General features: G+C 64.9%; 20 protein-coding genes and 1 tRNA gene. 4 read left to right on the forward strand and 17 right to left on the reverse strand.

All coding sequences use genetic code 11. The annotated features are described in order from the left end of the window. Window positions 1-7: 7 nt before the first annotated feature. A complete protein-coding gene (locus HMI58_RS06970) occupies window positions 8-433 on the reverse strand; it encodes a hypothetical protein (RefSeq protein WP_171585278.1) in 426 nt (141 codons plus the stop codon). A 188-nt stretch (window positions 434-621) separates the two neighbouring features. On the opposite strand from HMI58_RS06970, the gene HMI58_RS06975 reads away from it, so the two are divergent. The 4 genes from HMI58_RS06975 (at window position 622) to HMI58_RS06990 (ending at window position 3,159) form a co-directional block, all read left to right on the forward strand. Then, window positions 622-807: a hypothetical protein gene (locus tag HMI58_RS06975; protein ID WP_171618632.1), complete on the forward strand. Its 186-nt coding sequence runs from the start codon at window positions 622-624 to the stop codon at window positions 805-807. A gap of 22 nt (window positions 808-829) precedes the next feature. Next, a complete protein-coding gene (locus HMI58_RS14940; protein ID WP_171618633.1) occupies window positions 830-1,663 on the forward strand; it encodes a GGDEF domain-containing protein in 834 nt (277 codons plus the stop codon). 80 nt (window positions 1,664-1,743) lie between these two features. Continuing rightward, a complete protein-coding gene (locus HMI58_RS06985; protein WP_171585260.1) occupies window positions 1,744-2,028 on the forward strand; it encodes a hypothetical protein in 285 nt (94 codons plus the stop codon). 111 nt (window positions 2,029-2,139) lie between these two features. Beyond that, window positions 2,140-3,159 (forward strand): DUF808 domain-containing protein, encoded by a 1,020-nt coding sequence (locus tag HMI58_RS06990; protein WP_171585280.1) that lies wholly within the window; start codon window positions 2,140-2,142, stop codon window positions 3,157-3,159. Between the two features lie 63 nt (window positions 3,160-3,222). Here the strand turns inward: HMI58_RS06990 and HMI58_RS06995 are convergent, their stop codons facing one another. From HMI58_RS06995 to HMI58_RS07070, 16 genes are all read right to left on the reverse strand, one after another. Further along, complete coding sequence (locus tag HMI58_RS06995) at window positions 3,223-3,696, reverse strand: hypothetical protein (RefSeq protein WP_171618634.1); 474 nt, start codon at window positions 3,694-3,696, stop codon at window positions 3,223-3,225. A 9-nt stretch (window positions 3,697-3,705) separates the two neighbouring features. Then, window positions 3,706-4,320: a hypothetical protein gene (locus HMI58_RS07000; RefSeq protein WP_171618635.1), complete on the reverse strand. Its 615-nt coding sequence runs from the start codon at window positions 4,318-4,320 to the stop codon at window positions 3,706-3,708. Window positions 4,321-4,490: 170 nt separating this feature from the next. Further along, a tRNA-Ala gene (locus tag HMI58_RS07005) sits at window positions 4,491-4,566 on the reverse strand. A 107-nt stretch (window positions 4,567-4,673) separates the two neighbouring features. Next, window positions 4,674-5,354 carry a histidine phosphatase family protein gene (locus HMI58_RS07010; RefSeq protein ID WP_171618636.1) on the reverse strand — a complete coding sequence of 227 codons (681 nt, stop codon included), beginning with the start codon at window positions 5,352-5,354 and terminating at the stop codon, window positions 4,674-4,676. Next, the gene (gene rsfS / locus HMI58_RS07015) at window positions 5,351-5,791 is read right to left on the reverse strand and encodes a ribosome silencing factor (protein WP_171618637.1); all 441 of its coding nucleotides are present in this window, start codon (window positions 5,789-5,791) and stop codon (window positions 5,351-5,353) included. The genes HMI58_RS07010 and rsfS overlap by 4 nt, the downstream gene beginning before the upstream one ends. A 31-nt stretch (window positions 5,792-5,822) precedes the next feature. After that, a complete protein-coding gene (locus HMI58_RS07020; RefSeq protein ID WP_171618638.1) occupies window positions 5,823-6,494 on the reverse strand; it encodes a hypothetical protein in 672 nt (223 codons plus the stop codon). 7 nt (window positions 6,495-6,501) lie between these two features. Further along, entirely contained in the window at window positions 6,502-7,125 is a 624-nt protein-coding gene (gene nadD / locus HMI58_RS07025; RefSeq protein WP_318779248.1) for a nicotinate-nucleotide adenylyltransferase, read from the reverse strand. A gap of 60 nt (window positions 7,126-7,185) precedes the next feature. Further along, window positions 7,186-7,431 carry a hypothetical protein gene (locus HMI58_RS07030; RefSeq protein ID WP_171585286.1) on the reverse strand — a complete coding sequence of 82 codons (246 nt, stop codon included), beginning with the start codon at window positions 7,429-7,431 and terminating at the stop codon, window positions 7,186-7,188. A 93-nt stretch (window positions 7,432-7,524) separates the two neighbouring features. After that, entirely contained in the window at window positions 7,525-8,808 is a 1,284-nt protein-coding gene (locus HMI58_RS07035) for a glutamate-5-semialdehyde dehydrogenase (RefSeq protein ID WP_171618639.1), read from the reverse strand. A 9-nt stretch (window positions 8,809-8,817) separates the two neighbouring features. Then, window positions 8,818-9,951, reverse strand: a complete 1,134-nt coding sequence (gene proB, locus HMI58_RS07040) for a glutamate 5-kinase (RefSeq protein WP_171618640.1) — start codon at window positions 9,949-9,951, stop codon at window positions 8,818-8,820. 7 nt (window positions 9,952-9,958) lie between these two features. Beyond that, entirely contained in the window at window positions 9,959-11,578 is a 1,620-nt protein-coding gene (gene obgE, locus HMI58_RS07045) for a GTPase ObgE (RefSeq protein ID WP_318779247.1), read from the reverse strand. A 118-nt stretch (window positions 11,579-11,696) separates the two neighbouring features. Next, the gene (gene rpmA / locus HMI58_RS07050) at window positions 11,697-11,957 is read right to left on the reverse strand and encodes a 50S ribosomal protein L27 (protein WP_081743419.1); all 261 of its coding nucleotides are present in this window, start codon (window positions 11,955-11,957) and stop codon (window positions 11,697-11,699) included. Between the two features lie 35 nt (window positions 11,958-11,992). Further along, window positions 11,993-12,301 carry a 50S ribosomal protein L21 gene (gene rplU / locus HMI58_RS07055; RefSeq protein WP_019482657.1) on the reverse strand — a complete coding sequence of 103 codons (309 nt, stop codon included), beginning with the start codon at window positions 12,299-12,301 and terminating at the stop codon, window positions 11,993-11,995. Window positions 12,302-12,583: 282 nt separating this feature from the next. After that, complete coding sequence (locus HMI58_RS07060; RefSeq protein ID WP_171618641.1) at window positions 12,584-15,886, reverse strand: Rne/Rng family ribonuclease; 3,303 nt, start codon at window positions 15,884-15,886, stop codon at window positions 12,584-12,586. A gap of 375 nt (window positions 15,887-16,261) precedes the next feature. Beyond that, window positions 16,262-18,235 carry a 1-deoxy-D-xylulose-5-phosphate synthase gene (gene dxs, locus HMI58_RS07065; protein WP_171585290.1) on the reverse strand — a complete coding sequence of 658 codons (1,974 nt, stop codon included), beginning with the start codon at window positions 18,233-18,235 and terminating at the stop codon, window positions 16,262-16,264. A 168-nt stretch (window positions 18,236-18,403) separates the two neighbouring features. Continuing rightward, window positions 18,404-19,717, reverse strand: a complete 1,314-nt coding sequence (locus tag HMI58_RS07070) for a class I SAM-dependent RNA methyltransferase (protein WP_171618642.1) — start codon at window positions 19,715-19,717, stop codon at window positions 18,404-18,406. Window positions 19,718-19,783 lie beyond the last annotated feature (66 nt).

Raw genomic sequence — 19,783 nt, forward strand, 5'->3', positions numbered from 1 at the left:
ACGTGGGTTAGCACGTCAGGTCGGACTCAAGATCGTCAAGGGATGATCCGACGTCGGATGCTTCGCTGCGCAGGTCCTCGACGGCGTCCGGCAGCGCCGTATCTTCGGGCACGTCGTCGACCGCCGATCGGAATTCCATGACACTGGCCTCCAGGTCGTCCATCCGGTCCTGGGCCACATCCTGTGCCTCTGCCATGAGCGTTTCATAGGCATCGACGACGGCGTCCCGTGCCGACCGGACTTCCTCGACCGTGGATTCGGCCGTCAGCGCTGTACGGAAGTCCTCGACCGCCGTGGCCAAGGCTTCGGCCTCGGTGCAGGCCTGCGACACATTTTCTTCAGGGGTGGGGGAACTGCACCCGGTCAGGGCCAGAGAAATCGCTATAACTCCGGCGGCTGCGAAACCCCCGAACCGGAGAGATCTGCGCTCCATGATGCTCCTTCATCGAACGACTCCCAACACCGCAGGCGGCGATGGATGCTTATACTCCGCCAGTGTCCTGCGGCAAGATTCCTGTCGCATCACCCAGACAGGATGAACCCTGACCGGGGATCTGCTGTAGGTTGTCCATAAGTCGTGCCAAGAAGCGTATTGGTTGGCTTCCGAACAGCAAGGTCAACATGTCATCAACCCGAGGTAGTGCCTCGCCGGGCAGCGTTGCCAGCTTCCTGAAGTGGATGCAGCGGACCCGTCCCTTCCCGTACTCGCGGGAAGTTTCGGCTGCCGCGATGGCCCTGTTCTATTTGGTCGGGGGCGTGACGATGTTGCTGGTGCTGTTGTTCCCCCCATCCGCCGACTCTCAATAACGCACTCCTGGCGGGCCTGGGAGTGCCGCTCGTCCTCGCTGGCATCACTATTTTCCTCCTGCGTCATCGGATTCCCGCGGCGGCTCAACCCTGGCTACTGGCGACCGGCACGGTCGTCGTCACTATCTTCACGGCTACCGGGGGAAGTACCTCGGCGGTGGTTTCTTTCAGCTTCTTCTACCTATGGATCGTCATCTACGCCCTGCTGTTCCTGAATCCCCTGGTCGCGGCACTCCAGATAGGGTTTGCCGCCGTCACCTATCTGGGGGTGGCTGTCCTCTTGGTCCGGGATGAAGCCACTCACCTGACGGTTTTCGAACCGATTGCACTGATCACCGTGATCTCGACGACTGGCGGCGTCATCATGTGGCTGTCCCAAGCCCGCGAACAGAGCGAAATCGACCCGTTGACCCTGATCATCAATCGTCGGGGCCTGGACCGAATTCTTCACGCCGCGCTGAGCGGGGATGGCACGCCGCGCCGTTCCCTGGTGGCGGGGCTGATCGACGTCGACCATTTCAAGGAGGTGAACGATCTTCAGGGCCACGCAGCTGGAGATCAGCTTCTTGAGGAACTCACCAGTAAGTGGCAGCAGGCGCTGCGGGCGGAAGACACCCTCGGCAGGCTCGGAGGCGACGAGTTCGTGGTTCTGCTGCCCGGTTGCGCCCCCGCAGACGCGGACCTGATCCTGGAGCGCCTCCGTTCCGTTGCCTTGCAATTCAAAGTCTCCTGCTCAGTGGGGGCAGCGCTGGCCGAACCCGGCGATAGCGCGTCAATGCTTCTTGGCCGGGCGGATACCGCCCTCTACCAGGCGAAGAACCTTGGTCGTAACCAGGTCGCCTGGGCGGCGAGCTAGCAGGTTCGCTACCGAAACGTGACAGACCTGTTGCGGTTTTGTGCTCCCCCGCCAAATACTCCCGCGCCACAATGGGCCCCATGAGACTGGTGAACGGATTCGTTGGGACATCCTGGCAGTGGCTTCGCATTAATCCAGGTGCCCTGCCCTCCATCATCGCGCTGGTTGCCGTCACCGTGTTCTGGGTCGTCGGTCTCGCTGGTGGGATGTCCCTGCTCAGAGAACATCAACCCCCTCTGACCACGCTGATCGGGTTGTATCTCATGCTCGCGCTGGCCGCCTTCTCGATCATCATCGCTGTACTCGCCGCTTCCGATCTCGCCGGCCGCCTGGCCGGGAAAAGGCGTGGATACCGTCGGATCTAAGGATCCATTCGATCGGCCAACTTGGTCATATACTCAGTGCATGCCGATCACCAGCCTTACCTATGGCTTCCGCGCCCTGCACTCCTCCACGTTCCAGTGTGGGGGCGCCCTGTGAGCGGCGGTCTTGTCGCACTGCTCGACGATGTCGCGGCCCTCGCCCGGATTGCTGCCGCGTCTGTGGATGATGTCGCAGCCGGCGCTGCCAAGGCGGGAGCCAAAGCAGCGGGCGTAGTGATCGACGACGCCGCAGTAACGCCTCAGTACATGTCCGGGGCCGACCCATCCCGCGAACTGCCAATGATCAAGCGAATCTTCTGGGGCTCCCTGCGGAACAAGCTATTGATCATCCTTCCCGCGCTGCTACTGATCAGCGCCTTCATCCCGTGGATCATCCCGTTCATCCTCATGGCGGGTGGTACGTACCTCTGCTACGAGGGTGCGGAGAAGGTCTGGCACAAGCTCCGTGGCCAGCATGCGGCCGAGAAAACTCCCGCTGTCGACCGCGGTCCTGAAGCGGAGGCGAAGGTCACCAAGGGTGCCATCACCACCGACTTCATCCTGTCGTGCGAGATCATGGTGATTTCCATGAACGAGGTGGCCGACGAGTCGATCTGGGTCCGGGCGATTATCCTGGTCGTCGTGGCGATCGCCATTACCGTCATCGTGTACGGAGCGGTTGCACTGATCGTCAAGATGGACGATATCGGCCTGCACCTGACGACCAAGGATTCCGCAGGGTCCAAGCGTTTCGGTGAAATGTTGGTCAAAGGAATGCCGTCGGTCCTGGCCACGATCACGCTGATCGGGACCGTTGCCATGCTGTGGGTTGGTGGTCACATCATGTTGCAGGGTGCCTACGACCTCGGCTGGCACGCCCCCTATGATCTGGTGCATGTCCTTGAGGCGCCCTTCGCTGGAATCGCCGTCGTCGGCGGTTTCCTTGCCTGGCTTGTGAACACCCTGTGCTCAGCGGTCCTCGGACTCATCTGGGGCCTCATCGTGATGGCCATCGTGCACCCGGTCATCAAGGCGCTGCCGTTCGGCAAGAACAAGGGTGGCCACGAAGAAGGCGACCTCCGCGCCGCGATCGCTGGACACCGGCCGAAGCACGACTCGGAGCGGGCCTCCTAAATTCGGGCACCCACCCAGCAAACTGAATCATTGTCCCGGGAGGGCCCAGGCCAAAGTCGGCCATTACTCCTCAGTCGGCACGGCTGTCCCGACGGCATGATCGACGACGACGCTTTCCGACTCTGTGGTCAAGGCGAGCTGCCGCTCCCGCTTGGCTGCAGAACGGTCCGCCAGATATCCGGCGACAATCAACACCGCCGTGCCAGCAGCCATCCACCGTCGCGGCTGCTGCGCTCCGAACTGGCGGAGCTTCTGCTCCAGCCGCCGGTCGATTGCCTCACTGGCAGTAGCGAAGCGAAGCGTCGCAACACCTGTGGCGAACCCTGCCAAGACCCTCAGGGGAAGTTGTTTACCTCCTGAGGTGACTCCCACGTAGAAACCCGACACTACGGCGGATACTACCCGCATCGTGCGGCGGTCCCGATCATTCAGCTTCGCATCGTCAACAAGCGTCAGCCCTCCCATAACGCCAACAGAAGCTATGCCAAAGACCGGCGATGCCGGGTCGGTCAACGCACTACGCAGGTGGATCGTCACGAATTGTCCTCACATGTCGCCGGAGACAAGAGCTGGCTCCGTATCTTTCAGAAACCTTTGGGTCTTGCGGAAGTGCCAGATCATCACAACGAGCAGGCAAGCCGAAACGAGTGCGAGGAGCGCCCAAAATAGCCGGAACGTAGACCCAAGGTAGATTCCGCCGGCAAATATCATCAGCTGGCCGCTAGCGATCGAGAGTTGCAGCGCCAACCCCTGCAGCATCTGAATGGCGACTCCGCGGGCTACCACTACCTGATCATCCTGAACCGGTGCGGCTCCATTGATCTGCTTCCTAATACTCCGGGAGTCGTCCTTATGGAGCAAAATGTTCACCGACGCACGATCAGGAGTGACCAGCGGATTCACCTTCTTGCTGGCGTAGACAAACCCGTAGACCAGGGTCAAAATACCCGATACCTGCAGCGCGCCGGATGCTGTGGTTGTCCAGGCTAGGGGTTCGTCGAAGACCAGGACCACGATTACGGCGACGGCGACGCCGATCAGCAGGATCACTGGGGTGACCGTGGTGTAGTAGCGGCGAACGGCTACGCCCACTCCTCCGTCGGCGAGGCCAAGGGCAGCCCGTTCCGCGCGGGCCCACTTCGTCGATCGATCATCGGTCACTGTTTCCCCCACGCCGTCCGTTCTCAACGCATTGCTTGTATCGTACGTGCGGCGGGAGACTTTGGCGGCGCAGTCGGGGGGTGAACTGCACGTACAACCAGCAGTGGGTCGGCGGGGTAAAGAAAAATCCGCTGAGACGACGGCTACAAGCCGTTGTCCCAGCGGATTATTGGTGGAGCTAAGGGGATTCGAACCCCTGACCCCCTGCATGCCATGCAGGTGCGCTACCAGCTGCGCCATAGCCCCAATTCCTTGGTGCCACCCCGCCGAACCGGCCGGAGCAACTTGTTTAGTTTAGTCAACAATCGGCCCCCTGCAAAATCGGCCGGTTTCTGGCCGGTCAGTAAGGGCAGCTAGCCTTCCAGCGGCGTGGATGGCATCGATGCCAACCCCACATTGTGCTCGGTCAGCTGCCACTTGTTTCGGGCTTTCGGACCCTGATCCAGCTCCTCGAGAACCGACCAATGGCAGTTGGAGACCCCCGAAAGGGACGCCCAGAGTTCCGGTGGCAGTCCCATCAGCGCAGCAAGCCCCGCCCGGATCGATCCGCCGTGGCTCGTCACCACCAGGGTCTGCCCAGGGCCAAGATCCGCCACGGCCTCGAGGGTACCTTCAGCCATTCGCCGGCCCACGTCCAGACGGCTCTCGCCGCCCCCGGCAAGCATCGTGGGGTCCCCGCCATGCCACGCGGCCTGGTCGGCAGGAAACCGTGACGCGATCTCGGCGAAGGACAACCCCTGCCACTGCCCCGCGTAGGTCTCCCGCAACCGGGGATCCAGCTCCACGGTGACGCCGGTCAACGACGCGAGCTCATTCGCGGTGGCAACAGTTCGGGCAAGGTCGGAGGAGTAGATACGCGAAGGCGCCAGGTACACCAGTTCAGCAGCGGCCTCCCGTGCCTGCTGTTGACCCAGCTCGTCGAGCGGGATGTCCTCCTGCCCCTGGAACAATCCCCGGGCATTCCAGTCGGTCCGCCCGTGCCGCCAGAACACGATCCTCCGGGCGCCCGCCGATCCGGCGGCGTTGAACCTCACCCGGCGTCAGGAGAGGTGGCGTCGTTGGCCAATGAAGGACCTGCTGCAGGGGTTGACGACGTAGGCGCAGCGGGGGCGTCTTCCAGCTGCAGGTCAATGACCGGGCAGTCCCCCCACAGGCGCTCCAGCGCATAGAAGACACGGTCCTCTTCATGCTGGACGTGAATTACGACATCCAGGTAATCCAGCAGAACCCAGCGGCCTTCGCTGCGTCCCTCCCGGCGGACGGGCTTGAGATCCCGCTTGGCAAGTTCCTCTTCGATGCCATCGACAATCGAATTGACCTGCCGTTCGCTGGATGCCGAAGCAACCAGGAAGACATCGGTAATCGCCAGCCGTTCGCTGACGTCAATAGCCACAATGTCCTGGCCAATTTTGTCCGAGGCTGCATGTGCAGCCGCCCGGGCAATTGCGATGGACGTTTCGTTAGCGCTCACGTATCTCCTTGTGTGTAGTCAGCCGTCAGGTTCAATTGAAGACCCCGGTGATCATAATGACCCCGGTGATCAGCGCCAGGGCGCCCAGACTGACAATCGAATATTGCAATAGCGGCAGGCGCTTGACCCGCCCCAGCCCCGCCGTCATGGCATCGAGTGGTTCGAGACCGTGCGCAGTGCGTGCGCCGATCGGATCGGCCCGCTCCGGGGCGGCGTTCCCGGGTTCCGGCGTCGTCATTGACGTGGAACCGGGCGTCGTCGCGCCTGGTGGTTGGAAGGCAGCGACCGGCAGCCCGACGAACCTGCCGGACGAGAAGATCGAGAGGTTGTGGGCGGCCGTCGGGTCGTCAACGCCCGGCTCGGAGCCGAGACCCACCAGGGCGTGCTGCGTTTCCTCGATGGAAGGTTGCTGCACCGTCAGGGCGCGGGTGTTCAGGGCTGCCGCCCGGTCCGCAAGGGCTTTTTGCTGCTTCAGAATTTCCGGATCCACCGCAAAGGGATCATCGTCCCCGGACTCCTGCAGCAGGGCGACATGCTCCTGCGCCTGAGCCTGGATGGAGGGTTCGTCACTACGACGACGGCGGTCCCGCCTTCCTCCTTCGCGGACCGGTCCAAGACCGGTCACGGGACGGTCGACGTCGGCGTTCGTCCCGCGCAGATCCCGTCGCTTCCGCTCGTGCGCGGAATCGTTGCCGTTCGTCATTGGTTTCTCACCCAGTAGTAGATTTCAGTTCGTTGTGTCGGACGGGATGTTCCAGACGCTGCCCGGCCACTGCCTCATCCCGGTAAAGACCGTGCTTGGCAATGTACTGGACCACGCCGTCGGGCACCAGGTACCAGACCGGATCCCCGGCAGCCACCCGCAGCCGGCAATCAGTCGAGGAAATGGCCATGGCTGGCACTTCCAGCAAACTCACGTCCCTGCCTCCCCCATCGAGTTCGTGGCCTGGTCGGGTGACCCCTACGAAATGGGCGAGGGACCACAGTTCGTCGGCGTTCTTCCAGGACAGGATCTGAGCCATGGCATCGGCGCCGGTGATGAAGAACAGTTCAGCCTCGGGCCGGGCCGCCTTCAGGTCGCGCAGCGTATCGATGGTGTAGGTGGGGCCGGGGCGGTCAATATCCACGCGGCTCACCGTGAAGTTAGGGTTGGACGCCGTCGCCACGACCGTCATCAGGTAGCGATGCTCAGCCGGGCTGACTGCCCGTTCCGCTTTTTGCCACGGCTGCCCGGTGGGCACGAACACTACCTCGTCGAGGTTGAAGACTGCAGCCACTTCGCTGGCTGCGACAAGGTGCCCATGGTGGATGGGGTCGAAGGTACCGCCCATCACCCCAAGTCGCCACGGGCGGCCGTCCGCGTGTACCCTATCGGCTGGATTCACGTCCCGTGGCTAGCGGCGCGTGGCTTCGCCGTGGTCATGCTTGTTAGGGTGCTGCTTGTGCGGGTCAGCGTGTTCCTCAACGGCGTCGTGACGGTTCCCGAGGCTGGTGAAGGCCAGGGTGATGAACATCAGCGCCAGCAGCGCTCCCATGATGATGACCCCGTACAGTACGGGATCCATCGGAAGTTCGACGTGTACCGCGTGTCCGCCGGTCTCGGCAGCGACAACTGCGGCATCGAGAAACTGAGAAAGCATAAATTCTCCCCTTGAAATCAAGTTAGTTCGTGGCCGGTCAGCACAAACCGGCGGATAGGTTCCCTACCATGTTACGCGCATTGGGGCGCTGTCCTAGGCCCGGACCTGCCCATCGCCCTGAAGGATCCATTTGGTAGTGGTCAGCTCACGCAATCCCATTGGCCCGCGCGCATGCATCTTCTGGGTGGAGATTCCCACCTCGGCGCCTAGTCCCAACTCTGCCCCATCGGTGAACCGGGTCGAGGCGTTGACGATCACTGCCGCCGAATCGATACCGGCGATGAACTGCTCAGCGTTGCCCAGGTCGTTGGTGACGATCGCTTCGGTGTGGCCGGTGGTCCACCGTCGAATGTGCGCCATGGCCTCATCCAGGGAATCCACTGTCGCCACCGCGAGGTCCAGGTCCATGTACTCCCTGGCCCAGTCATCGTCGGTGGCCAGGTTGGCGCTGACTCCGTCGGGCAACGCGTCGAGGGTCCGTTGGTCCGCGTGGATGCGCACCCCGGCTGCCACGAGCGCCCGCAGCACGTCGCCGGTGGCGTCGGCGTCGCGGTGCACCAGCAGGGTCTCGACGGTGTTACAGACACTGGGGCGTTGGGTTTTCGCATTGAGGAGGATGTCCACGGCCATTTTAGGGTCGGCACTGCGATCAACGTAGATGTGCACGTTGCCCTCCCCGGTCTCGATCACCGGTACTGCCGAGTTGGTGACAACCGTCTGGATCAGGTCGTGGCCACCACGGGGAATCAGCACGTCCACCCGCCCGCGCGCCTTCATCAGAACGTTGGCGCCCTCACGTCCATACTCGTCGACGCTCTGCACGGCGTCGGCCGGCAGGCCCGAGGTCACCAGCGCGCCCCGGATGATATCGAGCAGCGCCAAGTTGGTGTGTGCGGCGGCGCTGCCACCACGGAGGATGACCGCGTTGCCGCTCTTGAGCGCCAGCCCGGCGATGTCGACGGTCACGTTGGGCCTTGCCTCGTAGATCGCGGCCACGACGCCGAGGGGTACATGGACCTGGCGCATCCGGACACCGTTGGGCAGAGTCTGTCCGCGCTCAAGTGAGCCCACAGGATCGGGAAGTCCCGCGAGGTTCGTCAGGGCTGCCGCCAGCCCCTCAATGCGTTCATTGGAGAGGCTGAGACGGTCAAGGAGCGCCTTCGAGGTGCCGTTCGCGTGCCCTGCCTCAACATCGAGTGCGTTGGCGGCGAGGATCCCGGCACGGTTGGCTACCAGGGCCTCACCGATCGCGAGGAGTGCCTGGTCCTTGGCGGCCCGGTTGGCGGCGGCTAGCTGCCGTGCCGCCACGCGCGAGCGGTCAGCGATGGCGTGCACCGCAGTGGTCACATCTGTCTGCTGTTCGGTCACGGAAGTCATTGACCCAGTCTAGCGAAGCACCACGAGGTCGTTGACGTGGACCACTGAACGCTCATATTCGCGGCCCAGCTCCTTGGAGAGCTCACGGGTGGTCCGGCCCAACATCCTGGGCAGTTCGAAGGAACTGTAGTTGACCAGTCCATGTGCGACGACGCCGCCCTGCGGGTCCAGCATGGCCACCGGGTCGCCGGCTTCGAAGTCGCCGCCGACCGAGACAATGCCGGCGGGCAGCAGGGAGCGCCGCCGTTCGCCGACGGCCTTCGCGGCGCCGTCGTCGAGGGTCAGGGTGCCCCGGATGTCTGCCAGGTGGGCCAGCCACAGGAGGCGAATCGGCTTGCGTCGGCCGTTGGTGCTGAACCAGGTGCCGACGTCGGCGCCGGCCAGTGCTGCCGCCGCGTTGTCGGTTGATGTGACCAGCGCAGGGATTCCGGAGCTCGCGGCAATGGTCGCCGCCTCCACCTTCGTCACCATGCCACCGGTACCGACCCCGGCCTTGCCGGTGCGGCCGATCTCGACGCCCTCGAGGTCCTGTGGACCCCTGACCTCGGGAATGCGCTGGGCGCCGTCCTTGGGCGGTCCGTCGTACAGGGAGTCGACGTCGGAGAGCAGCACCAGCGCGTCAGCCTTCACGAGGTGCGCCACCAGGGCCGCCAGGCGGTCGTTGTCACCAAACCGGATCTCGTGGCTGGCGACGGTGTCGTTCTCGTTGACGATGGGAACAACACCGAAATTCAGCAGCCGCTCCATAGCCCGATGGGCGTTGGCGTAGTGGCCGCGGCGGATCAGATCCTCGGCGGTAAGCAGTACCTGGCTGACCGTGACGCCATGGGCACCGAACGCGGCAGTGTACCGGGCCATCAGCAGGCCCTGGCCAACACTCGCGGCGGCCTGCTGGGAGGACAGCTGGTTGGGCCGTCGTTTCAGCCCGAGCGGCGCCAGGCCGGCCGCGATGGCACCGCTGGACACCAGGATCACCTCGGTGCCCTCGTTGCGGCGGGCGGCGAGGACGTCGGACAGGCCTACTAGGGCTTCCTCGGACAGACCACCGGAGATGGAGGTCAGCGAGGATGATCCCACCTTCACGACAATCCGCTTCGCCTTTGCGAGGCCCGAACGGGTTCTCAGGGGACGTTTAGCCGTCATCGTCACCTCAGTGTCCGGTTTTTTCGTCATCCGCTGCTGGTGCCGGCTCATCAACCTGCGGCTGATCAGGATCGGCCCCCGGTCCGGTACGGGTCTTATAGTTGACCGATTCGGTCCAGATCCCGGCCTTGCGCTCGGTCTCCAGATCGGCCCGGGCCGCGGCGCGTGCATCCTTGCGGTCCTGGTAGTCCTCGCGCTTTTCATCGCGGGTGGGTCGCACGAACTCCGCCAGGCGGATATCGGTGCCACGCGGTGACGCGAGCAGCTCCGCGCCGCCCATCATGGTTGGCTCCCAGTCGAAGACGACGCCGTCGTCCTCGCCGATCACCACAGTGTCGCCGGGCTTGGCGCCGCTCTTGAACAGCTGTTCCTCGACACCGAGCTTCGCCAGCCGGTCCGCCAGGTAGCCGACGGCTTCGTCGTTGTTGAAGTCGGTCTGCTTGACCCAGCGCTCGGGCTTCTCACCGATGACACGGAACAGCGGCAGGAGGTTTTTCTCCTCGTTCCGGATGATGAAACCGCGCGAGTTGACGGCGCGGGGGCGGAGCACGGGCGGGGTGATCTTCGGCGGGGTGGCCTTGAGCTCGGCGCGGGCGGCGGTCACGATCTCGCCCATCGCGAAGCCGAGCTGCCGGAGCCCCTCGTGGCTGGAAGCCGACACCTCGAAGACGCGGTACCCGCGTGCCTCGAGTTCGGGCCGGACGAAGGACGCCATGTCCTTGCCATCGGGGACGTCGACCTTGTTCAGGGCAATCAGTTTGGGGCGCTGGTTCAGCGGGACGACGTCGCCGTCGGGGCCCGCGAAGCTCATGTCGACCGCGTACTTTTCGAGCTCGCGCTCGATGATGTCAAGGTCATTGAGCGGGTTGCGGTCGGACTCAAGCGTGGCGCAGTCCAGGACATGGACCAGCGCGGCACAGCGCTCGACGTGGCGCAGGAAGTTGTGGCCGAGGCCCTTGCCCTCGCTGGCACCCTCGATCAAGCCGGGCACGTCGGCGATCGTGTACCGGACATCGCCGGACTCCACGACGCCAAGGTTCGGCACCAGCGTGGTGAAGGGGTAGTCAGCAATCTTGGGGCGGGCCGCGGACATGGCCGCGACGAGGCTGGACTTGCCGGCGGAGGGGAAACCAACCAGCGCGATATCGGCAATGGACTTCAGTTCCAGCACAATGTCGCGGGCGTCGCCGGGGATACCGAGCAGCGCGAAGCCGGGTGCCTTGCGCTTCTGGGAGGAGAGCGAGGAGTTGCCGAGTCCGCCCTGGCCACCGGAGGCAGCGACGAATTCGGCGCCTTCCCCGACCAGATCGGCGAGCACTTCGCCGTCCTTGGTCTTGACGACGGTGCCGTCAGGCATGGGGAGGATCAGGGTCTCGCCCTGCTTGCCTCCGCGCCAGTCGCCCATCCCGTTGCCGCCGTTGGTGGCGTGACGGTGCGGGGCGTGGTGGTAGTCCAGGAGGGTGGTGGTCTGCGAACTAACGCGCAGGATCACGCTTCCGCCGTCGCCACCGTTGCCACCATCGGGCCCGCCCAGCGGCTTGAACTTTTCACGCTTGACGGAAACGCAGCCATGACCGCCGGTACCGCCCGACACATGCAGAACCACCCGGTCAACGAAGCTTGCCACGTTGAACTCCTTCAGAATTTTTGGATTTGGTGCCGAGTCTATCCCGGCTTAAAAAGAAAGTGGGGCGAGCCGGATCGGCTCACCCCACCTCACTGCCTAATGCTTGGTTGCGCAGAAACTACTCTGCGACTGCGCCGACGATGTTGACGACGCGGCGTCCACGACGGCTACCGAACTCTACCGAGCCGGCCTCCAGTGCGAACAGCGTGTCGTCTCCGCCGCGGCCAACGCCAGCGCCGGGGTGGAAGTGGGTGCCACGCTGGCGGACGATGATCTCGCCGGCCTTGACAACCTGCCCACCGAACCGCTTGACGCCGAGGTACTGGGCGTTCGAATCGCGACCGTTGCGAGTGGAACTCGCACCCTTCTTATGTGCCATCTGCTTTGCCTACCTTTTGATAAAGAACGAAGAGGTTACTTGATGCCTGTGATCTTGACGCGGGTCAGTTCCGAACGGTGACCCTGGCGCTTCTTGTAGCCGGTCTTGTTCTTGAACTTCTGGATGACAATCTTCGGTCCACGAAGATTCTCAATGATCTCGGCAGTGACAGCGACCTTGGCCAGGTCATCTGCTGCTGAGGTTACCTTGTCGCCGTCGACCAGGAGGAGGGCGGGCAGCTGAAAGCTGCTGCCGGCCTTACCGGTGACGCGGTCAAGGGTTACGAGGTCTCCCACGGAAACCTTTTCTTGCCGGCCGCCTGCGCGGACAATCGCGTACACCACTTGGGAACTCACTTCTCTCGACAACTATGCTTGGAAAACTACTGTGTGCGTACTTACACCGGTAAACCATACTATTTGGTCCTACCGCTGACGCTGTGCATCGACGCCCCGGATAACCGGTTAGAAGGCGAACGCACCGAAGATCAAGATTACGCCAGAGCGGCGGTTTCCTGCAAATCCTCCCAGGGTGGGCGAGTCGCGGGAACCTACGAACCGGGACGAGCCGCTCCCCCACCCCTGGCCCTCCCGTGGGAGGGCCAGGGGTGGGGGAGCAGCCCACCGCTACAACTCGGAGGCGGGAACCCCTACCCCAAGGATCATTGGCTCATCCTTGGCTGGCACTGCTGCCGGGGACTTTCGGGGTGCCACGACGGTTGCGACGAACCGTGCCACCGGCTGCTCGGCGATCTCTGCGGCATCGGGCTGCTTCCGCTCGATGGTGGCGGTCGCGGCAGTCCCCTGGGGGCTGCCGGCACGCCGGCGGTTACGGCGGGGGCTGCGAGGCTCCTCTGCAGGGCTCACCGGTTGCTGCGTGGGACCGGACGATCCGGTCTCACGCGACACAGCACGCGCCGGCTGCTGGGCGGCGGCAGTCCGTTCGTTGGTCGACTGCCGGGACCGTCGTCCACTGGCCGGCTGTTCGTTGCCCGGCCGTTCAGAAACCGGCTGTTCGGATGAGGGTTGTTCGGACACCGGCTGATCATGAGTCGGCTGTTCGGACGTGGGCTTGCGGTCGAACGCCTGGGTGAGGCTGTCGAGGGTCAGGCGACGTGCTTCCTGGACCTCGGCGTCGCTGCTCTCCGCGCGGGGGAGGCTTACCGTTTCCCCGTTGATGGTGAGCACCACTTCGGCGGCCTCGTCAGCCGCAGGGTGGCCCTGAGCCTCATGGGCAGCGTGGGTGGCTGCGGCGATGCTCGCGAGGGCCACCCGGGCCGCTTCAGCCCGTGCCTGCCGCTCGGCGTCGTTCTGCGGCGCCTCGGGAGCCTGCTGCTCCTCGTCGGCAGGTGAAGAGGACCGGCTCCGGTTGCGCTTTCGCTCGCTCCGGGACACCTTCTCCTGCCGGAGGTGCTGCTGGTGGTTGTCCGGCGAGACAACATGCCGTTTGTGTTCCACCGGCTCGTCGTGGGTGACGACTCCGCGCCCACCACAGTGCTCGCAGTTCTCACCGAAGACCTCCAGCAGGCCGGTTCCCATCCGCTTCCGGGTCATCTGGACCAGCCCCAGCGAGGTAACTTCGGCAACCTGATGCTTGGTGCGGTCACGGCCCAGGCACTCGACCATCCTACGGAGCACCAGGTCACGGTTGGCTTCCAGGACCATGTCTATGAAGTCAATGACGATGATCCCGCCAATGTCGCGCAGGCGCAGCTGGCGGACCACTTCCTCCGCCGCCTCCAGGTTGTTCTTGGTGACGGTCTCCTCGAGGTTTCCACCGCTGCCGGTGAACTTGCCCGTGTTGACGTCAACAACCGTCATCGCCTCGGTGCGGTCAATCACGAGTGACCCGCCGGAGGGGAGGAACACCTTCCGGTCGAGTGCCTTGTGGATCTGTTCGTCGATCCGGCTGGCGAAGAAGATATCCTCGTTGCCGGTCCACTTCTCCAGGCGGCCCACCAGGTCCGGGGCCACGTACATGACGTAGGCCTCGATGGTGTCCCAGGCTTCATCACCGGAAACGATCAGCTTGGAGAAGTCCTCGTTGAAGACGTCGCGGACCACCTTGATGGTCAGGTCCGGTTCCCCGTAGAGCAGCTCGGGTGCGAGGGACTTGGTGGAGCCGGACTTGGCCTCGATGTTCTCCCACTGCGACCGCAGCCGGTTGATGTCATGCGTCAGCTCTTCCTCGCTGGCACCCTCCGCAGCGGTGCGCACGATTACCCCGGCATTGTCGGGGAGGCGATCCTTGAGGATGCGCTTGAGCCGGTTGCGTTCCACATCGGGAAGCTTGCGGGAGATTCCGGTCATGGAGCCGCCCGGCACGTACACCAGGTAGCGCCCGGGCAGGGAAATCTGGCTGGTCAGGCGTGCACCCTTGTGGCCGACAGGGTCCTTGGTGACCTGCACCAGGACGGTGTCGCCGGACTTCAGGGCAAGCTCGATCCGGCGGGGCTGGCCGTCCAGGCGGGAGGCATCCCAGTTGACCTCGCCGGCATACAGGACGGCGTTGCGGCCACGGCCGATGTCGACGAACGCTGCCTCCATGCTCGGCAGCACGTTCTGGACCTTGCCCAGGTAAACGTTGCCGATCAGGGAGTCCTGCTGGGTCTTCGACACGAAGTGCTCGGCCAGCAAACCGTCTTCGAGGACAGCGATCTGGATCCTGTCGTCGCGCTGCCTGACGATCATCTGCCGGTCCACCGATTCCCGGCGTGCCAGGAATTCCGCTTCGGTGATCACCTGGCGACGGCGCCCCGTGTCGCGGGATTCACGCCGGCGCTGCTTCTTCGCTTCCAGCCGGGTGGAGCCCTTGACGCTGGTGACCTTGTTCGAGGGTGCAGTTTCCTGAACCTGCCGGGGTGCTCGCACCCGGGTCACGGTGTTGGGTGGGTCATCATCCTGGCCGCCGGTGAGTTCAAGGTCCTGATCTCCGCGGCGGCGACGACGACGGCGCCGTGAGGTCACTCCCTCGTCGCTGTCGCTGTCCGAACCATTATCGGCAGCCGGGCTGTTGTCGTTGCTGCCGGCGTCCTGGTCGGCGCGGCCCTTGCCCCGGCTGCGGCGGTTACGACGACGGCGGCGCCCACCGGTCTCGGTGTCACCATCCTCGTCGTCCTCGGCGGTGTCCTCGTCGGTGGAGGATGGTGCGGGAGCGGTCTTGCGGGCGGGAGCTGCAACAGCCTGCAGGTCGGGCGCGTGGAACAGCGACGCGGGGATGGCAAAAGGGTCCGCTGCCGACAGGGTCGGTGGGACCTCGGGGGTTTCGGGCACCTGGACCGCTTCGGGGGTTTCCGCAGCGTCCTGCACGGCTTCGCTGGAGGCATCCTGGGCCGTGGCTTCGTGGGCAGCCTCTTCCACCGCTGGGGTGGCCTGCGCGGCTGCAGCCTCCTCGGCCGCGGCTTTCTTCTGGGCTACGGTGAGCCGGCGGCGCGGGGCCTTCTTGACAGGGGTCAACTCAGCGTCTGCCGGCGGCGTACCTGCCTCGGCATCTCCACTCGCAGCGTCTCCATTCGCAGCGTCGTCGCTGGGTGCGGTGGTCGCGGCGTCAGCCTTGCGGGTGGACCGGCGGCGGGCCGGTGCCTTTGCCTTCGGCGCGTCGGCCGGGTCTGCAGGATCAACGGCTGCCGAGTCCGGCGTCGTCGAACCGGTGGGTGGGGTAGACGGCGCGTCGGGAAGGACGATATCGCTAGTCGCTGCCTTGCGGCTGCGCGAGGCACGACGCTTCGGCGCAACTGGCTCGTCGACCGCCGCAATGTCGGTGGCGGCGGTGTCAGTAACCGCTGCGTCGGTGGGTGACTCCTGCGGTGTCTCGACTGCGGGCTCCACCTTCTTGCGGCGGGTCCTCGGAGCCTTCTTCACTGCAACATCGAGCTGTTCCTGCGTGGGGTCTGACGGATTCTGCTCTGTAGGGTTCTGCTGAGTATCCATATGGTGTTTTGCTCCAGCGCCCCTGCGGCGTCGGCCACATTCCGACGCCCCCGGGGGCAGTATGTCGGTTGTTCGCGGACCTTGGCGCCTCGCGTTTACCGGAAGTCGTCTAAGTGAGCTTCGAGGTCGCACCATCCGTGGGGTGCGGCATCACTCGAAGACCAGTGGCGCTTTTCCTTATCCGTTGCTTTCCCAACGGGTGGCCTGCACAGCGGATTCCCGGCACCCCATCCGTCAGGATGTTTTCACGATGCACGCGGAAGCGTCGCCGGCAGAGCCGGAAGCCTGTCACTGGACCGGCCGGGGAATGTGGTTCCCCTGCCAGCCACGTTCATTGTCTCACAGACTGTTTCTGACACTCCGCTTTTCGGCGGCCTAGAGTTTGGGCAGCTGCCCCGTGACCGGTGAATCCTGACCGGGGAGCGGGCGTGCGACGGGAACACGGGTGCCCAGCACCTGTTCAACCACGTCCTGTGCCACCTTGCGCGCGGTCAGTCCGACGCGTTCGAGCACCTCGCTGCGGGTGCCGTGGTCGAGGAACTCGACCGGCAGTCCTACCTCGTTCAATGCGGTGTCCACACCGACGGCACGCATTTCCTGCCGGATCCGCGACCCGACTCCACCCGCCCTGACACCGTCCTCGATCACGATGACAATCCGGTGCTCAGCGGCCATGTCGATGACCGAGCGGCGGACGGGGAGGACCCACCGCGGATCGATGACCGTCGAGCTGATCCCCTGGGCACCCAACCGGTTGGCGACGTCCAGGGCGAGTTCGCTCATCGCGCCGACGCTAACAATGAGGACGTCGTTGCTGCTCGACCCGGTCGGGCGACGAAGCAGCACTTCGACGCCGTCGTCGAGCCGTTCAATGGCGAGCACCTCGGCGCCCACCGCTCCCTTGGAGTAGCGGACCACACTCGGGGCGTCGCCGATGGCGACAGCCTCCCGAAGCTCCTCACGCAGCCGGGTAGCGTCACGTGGAGCGGCCAGGTGCAGCCCGGGAATGATCTGGAGCATGGCCATGTCCCACATCCCGTGGTGGCTTGCGCCGTCGGGGCCGGTGACCCCGGAGCGGTCCAGGACCACAGTGACCCCAGCCTTGTGCAGTGCGACATCCATCAGGAGCTGGTCGAAGCCGCGGCCCAGGAAGGTGGCGTAGAGGGCAACCACCGGGTGCAGTCCGCCAAACGCCATCCCGGCGGCGCTGGTGAGCGCATGCTGCTCGGCGATGCCGACGTCGAACACGCGTTCCGGGTATTTCTCAGCGAACTTGTGCAGCCCCACAGGGATGAGCATGGCGCCGGTGATCCCGACGATGTCCTTGCGCTCGTCAGCGATCGCCGTGATCTCGTCGGCGAAGACCGACGTCCAGGACTGCGGTCCGGCGGCGCCGACCGGCTGACCGGTTTCGGGATCAATGATGCCCACCGCGTGGAACTGGTCGTCAACGTGGGCGCGGGCCGGCGCGTAGCCGTACCCCTTCTCGGTCATCGCATGCACGATCACCGGGCCCTCATAGTTGCGTGCCTGATGCAGTGCGTGCTCGACGGCTGCCATGTCGTGGCCGTTGATCGGGCCGATGTATTTCATCCCGAGGTCCTCGAACAACCCCTGGGGGGCCCACCAGTCCTTGATGCCCTTTTTCGTGGCGTGCAGGCTCTTGTAGGCGAAACGGCCCAGGGGGCCGCCGTTCTGGAGGCGACGCTTGGACCAGTCGAGGGTGCCCTCATAGACGGGATGGGTGCGGACGGTGTCGAGGGTGGGCCGCAGCGAGGCCAGGTAGTCGGCAACTCCCCCGATGGTCGGCGCGTAGGACCTGCCGTTGTCGTTGACGACGATCACCACGCGGCGTCGTTTGTCGGCGGCAATGTTGTTGATGGCCTCCCAGGCCATCCCGCCGGTCAGGGCGCCGTCGCCCACCATCACGACTGTGTACCTGTCGCCTTCACCGGCGATCACCCGGGCGCGGGAAATGCCGTCGGCCCAGGACAGGGAGGAGGACGCGTGGGAGCTCTCGACGACGTCGTGCTCGGATTCCGCGCGGGACGGGTACCCGGACAGTCCACCCTGCTGGCGGAGGGTGCTGAAGTCCTGGCGGCCGGTGAGGAGTTTATGCACGTAGGACTGGTGTCCGGTGTCGAAGATCATCGCGTCGCGCGGCGAGTCGAAGACCCGGTGCATCCCGAGGGTCAGTTCGACGACTCCCAGGTTGGGACCGAGGTGCCCTCCGGTCCGGGACACGTTGGTGATCAGGAAGTCACGGATCTCCCCTGCCAGGCGCACCAGCTGGTCGTTGGTGAGCCGGCTGAGGTCCTGGGGGTGGCGGATGGTTTCCAAGAGTCCCATCGGTGCCTCCTTGCGTTGGTCAATCCCGCCGGACGTCCACCCGCGGGTCATTAACTCTAACGCGGGATCTCCGCCAAGGGTGCCCGCCGCCAAAACGCCACGGTACCCAGCGGCGTCCTGGAAGACCGGCCGGGAGCACCGTTTCAGGTGGCCGACCAGTCATCGGACCTAGCCGGCAGCCGGGCGCAGCACCGCGAAGGACTCCATGTGGTGCGTGTGGGGGTACAGGTCGAACACGCGCAGGGTGTCCAGTTCCCAGCCGGCCTGCTGGAAGTATCCGACGTCGCGGGCAAACGATGCCGGGTCGCAGGACACGTACCCGACTGCCCGCGGACCGGCGGCGATCACCTCGGTGATCGCTGCCTGACCGGCGCCAGCACGCGGCGGATCCAGCACCACCACATCGAGTGAGGGTTTCCGCTCCTGGAGCACCCGGTCCACCTTGCCCTGCACGATGTCGACCTGGGTGCGGCCGTGCAGGTTGCGCTTTGCGTCGCGGGACGCGCCGGGAGACCCCTCAACCGCGAGGACACTGCCCGTGTCGCCCACCGCGTCGGCGATCGGCGCCGTGAAGAGCCCGGCCCCCGCGTAGAGATCGGCGGCCCGCTCCCCCGGCTGAATGGCCAGGCCATCCAGGACGGCGCCCATCAGCAGCTCCGGGGCACCCCGGTGAATCTGCCAGAACCCGTCGCCGGTAATCCGGTAGGTGTAGTCCCGCACCGTCTCAGCGAGCCAGGTCTTGCCGCGGACCCGCTCCACTGTCCCCTTTTCGGGGTCCCAGAAGGCCACTGCTGGTCCGTCGAACTGGTGGACGACTACCGCGGTCTGTTTGCGCCGCGCGCCGGGTGCGGGGACCAGCAGCACGAGGGGCGGTCCGCCCGCTGAGCCGACCGCCACCTCGACCCGCTGGATGCCGGTGAAGTCGATGGTCCACAGCTGGAGCTCGTTGATCGCATCAATGGCCAGGGGCATCTCGGCGACCGGGATCAGTTCGTTGGACCGGTGGGCGTGCATGGCGAGGTGTCCGTCCGGTGCGACGGCGAAGCTTGCCCGGGTGCGCCACCGCAGACCGTCCGGGGATTCGCCGGGAACCGGTTCCACCTCGACCGTCCGCTCCACTCCTGCCAGCCGGCTGAGCTGTTCGCTGAAGACAGTCCCCTTGAGCTCGCGCTGGGCGGGCAGGGCGATGTGTCCAAACTCGGCACCACCCACGGGAGCCACGCCCCGCTGGGCGGCCAGCAGCGCGTCGGCGAGGGGCCACGGGTGGTTGACCCGGTGCTCGGATGCCTCCAGCACCTCGACCACGTCCGCGCGCCAGAATTTCGCGCCGTCGTCGTGCTCGGTGAGCCTGACGCGCACCCTTTCGCCGGGCAGCGCATGGCGCACAAAGATCACCCGACCCTCATGGCGCGCCACGCAGTGGCCACCGTGGGCCACCGGGCCGATGGTGAGGTCGAGGGTGGCTGACGGCTGGTCTGTCACTGTGGGTCCTTAATTACTGCTGGGATAAATACTGCTGTGGATCTGCGGAACTGGTGTTTCCCTGAA

Origin of the sequence: Arthrobacter sp. 147(2020) (assembly GCF_013116715.1) — a bacterium.
In the GTDB taxonomy this organism is placed as follows: Bacteria; Actinomycetota; Actinomycetes; order Actinomycetales; family Micrococcaceae; genus Arthrobacter_D.

Excerpts from the sequence above, each read along its gene's own strand:
- HMI58_RS06970 (WP_171585278.1), bottom strand. The coding sequence starts at position 433 with ATGGAGCGCAGATCTCTCCGGTTCGGGGGTTTCGCAGCCGCCGGAGTT.
- HMI58_RS06975 (WP_171618632.1), top strand. The coding sequence starts at position 622 with ATGTCATCAACCCGAGGTAGTGCCTCGCCGGGCAGCGTTGCCAGCTTC.
- HMI58_RS06985 (WP_171585260.1), top strand. The coding sequence starts at position 1,744 with ATGAGACTGGTGAACGGATTCGTTGGGACATCCTGGCAGTGGCTTCGC.
- HMI58_RS07020 (WP_171618638.1), bottom strand. The coding sequence starts at position 6,494 with ATGACGAACGGCAACGATTCCGCGCACGAGCGGAAGCGACGGGATCTG.
- HMI58_RS07030 (WP_171585286.1), bottom strand. The coding sequence starts at position 7,431 with ATGCTTTCTCAGTTTCTCGATGCCGCAGTTGTCGCTGCCGAGACCGGC.
- HMI58_RS07035 (WP_171618639.1), bottom strand. The coding sequence starts at position 8,808 with ATGACTTCCGTGACCGAACAGCAGACAGATGTGACCACTGCGGTGCAC.
- proB (WP_171618640.1), bottom strand. The coding sequence starts at position 9,951 with ATGACGGCTAAACGTCCCCTGAGAACCCGTTCGGGCCTCGCAAAGGCG.
- rpmA (WP_081743419.1), bottom strand. The coding sequence starts at position 11,957 with ATGGCACATAAGAAGGGTGCGAGTTCCACTCGCAACGGTCGCGATTCG.
- HMI58_RS07060 (WP_171618641.1), bottom strand. The coding sequence starts at position 15,886 with ATGGATACTCAGCAGAACCCTACAGAGCAGAATCCGTCAGACCCCACG.
- dxs (WP_171585290.1), bottom strand. The coding sequence starts at position 18,235 with ATGGGACTCTTGGAAACCATCCGCCACCCCCAGGACCTCAGCCGGCTC.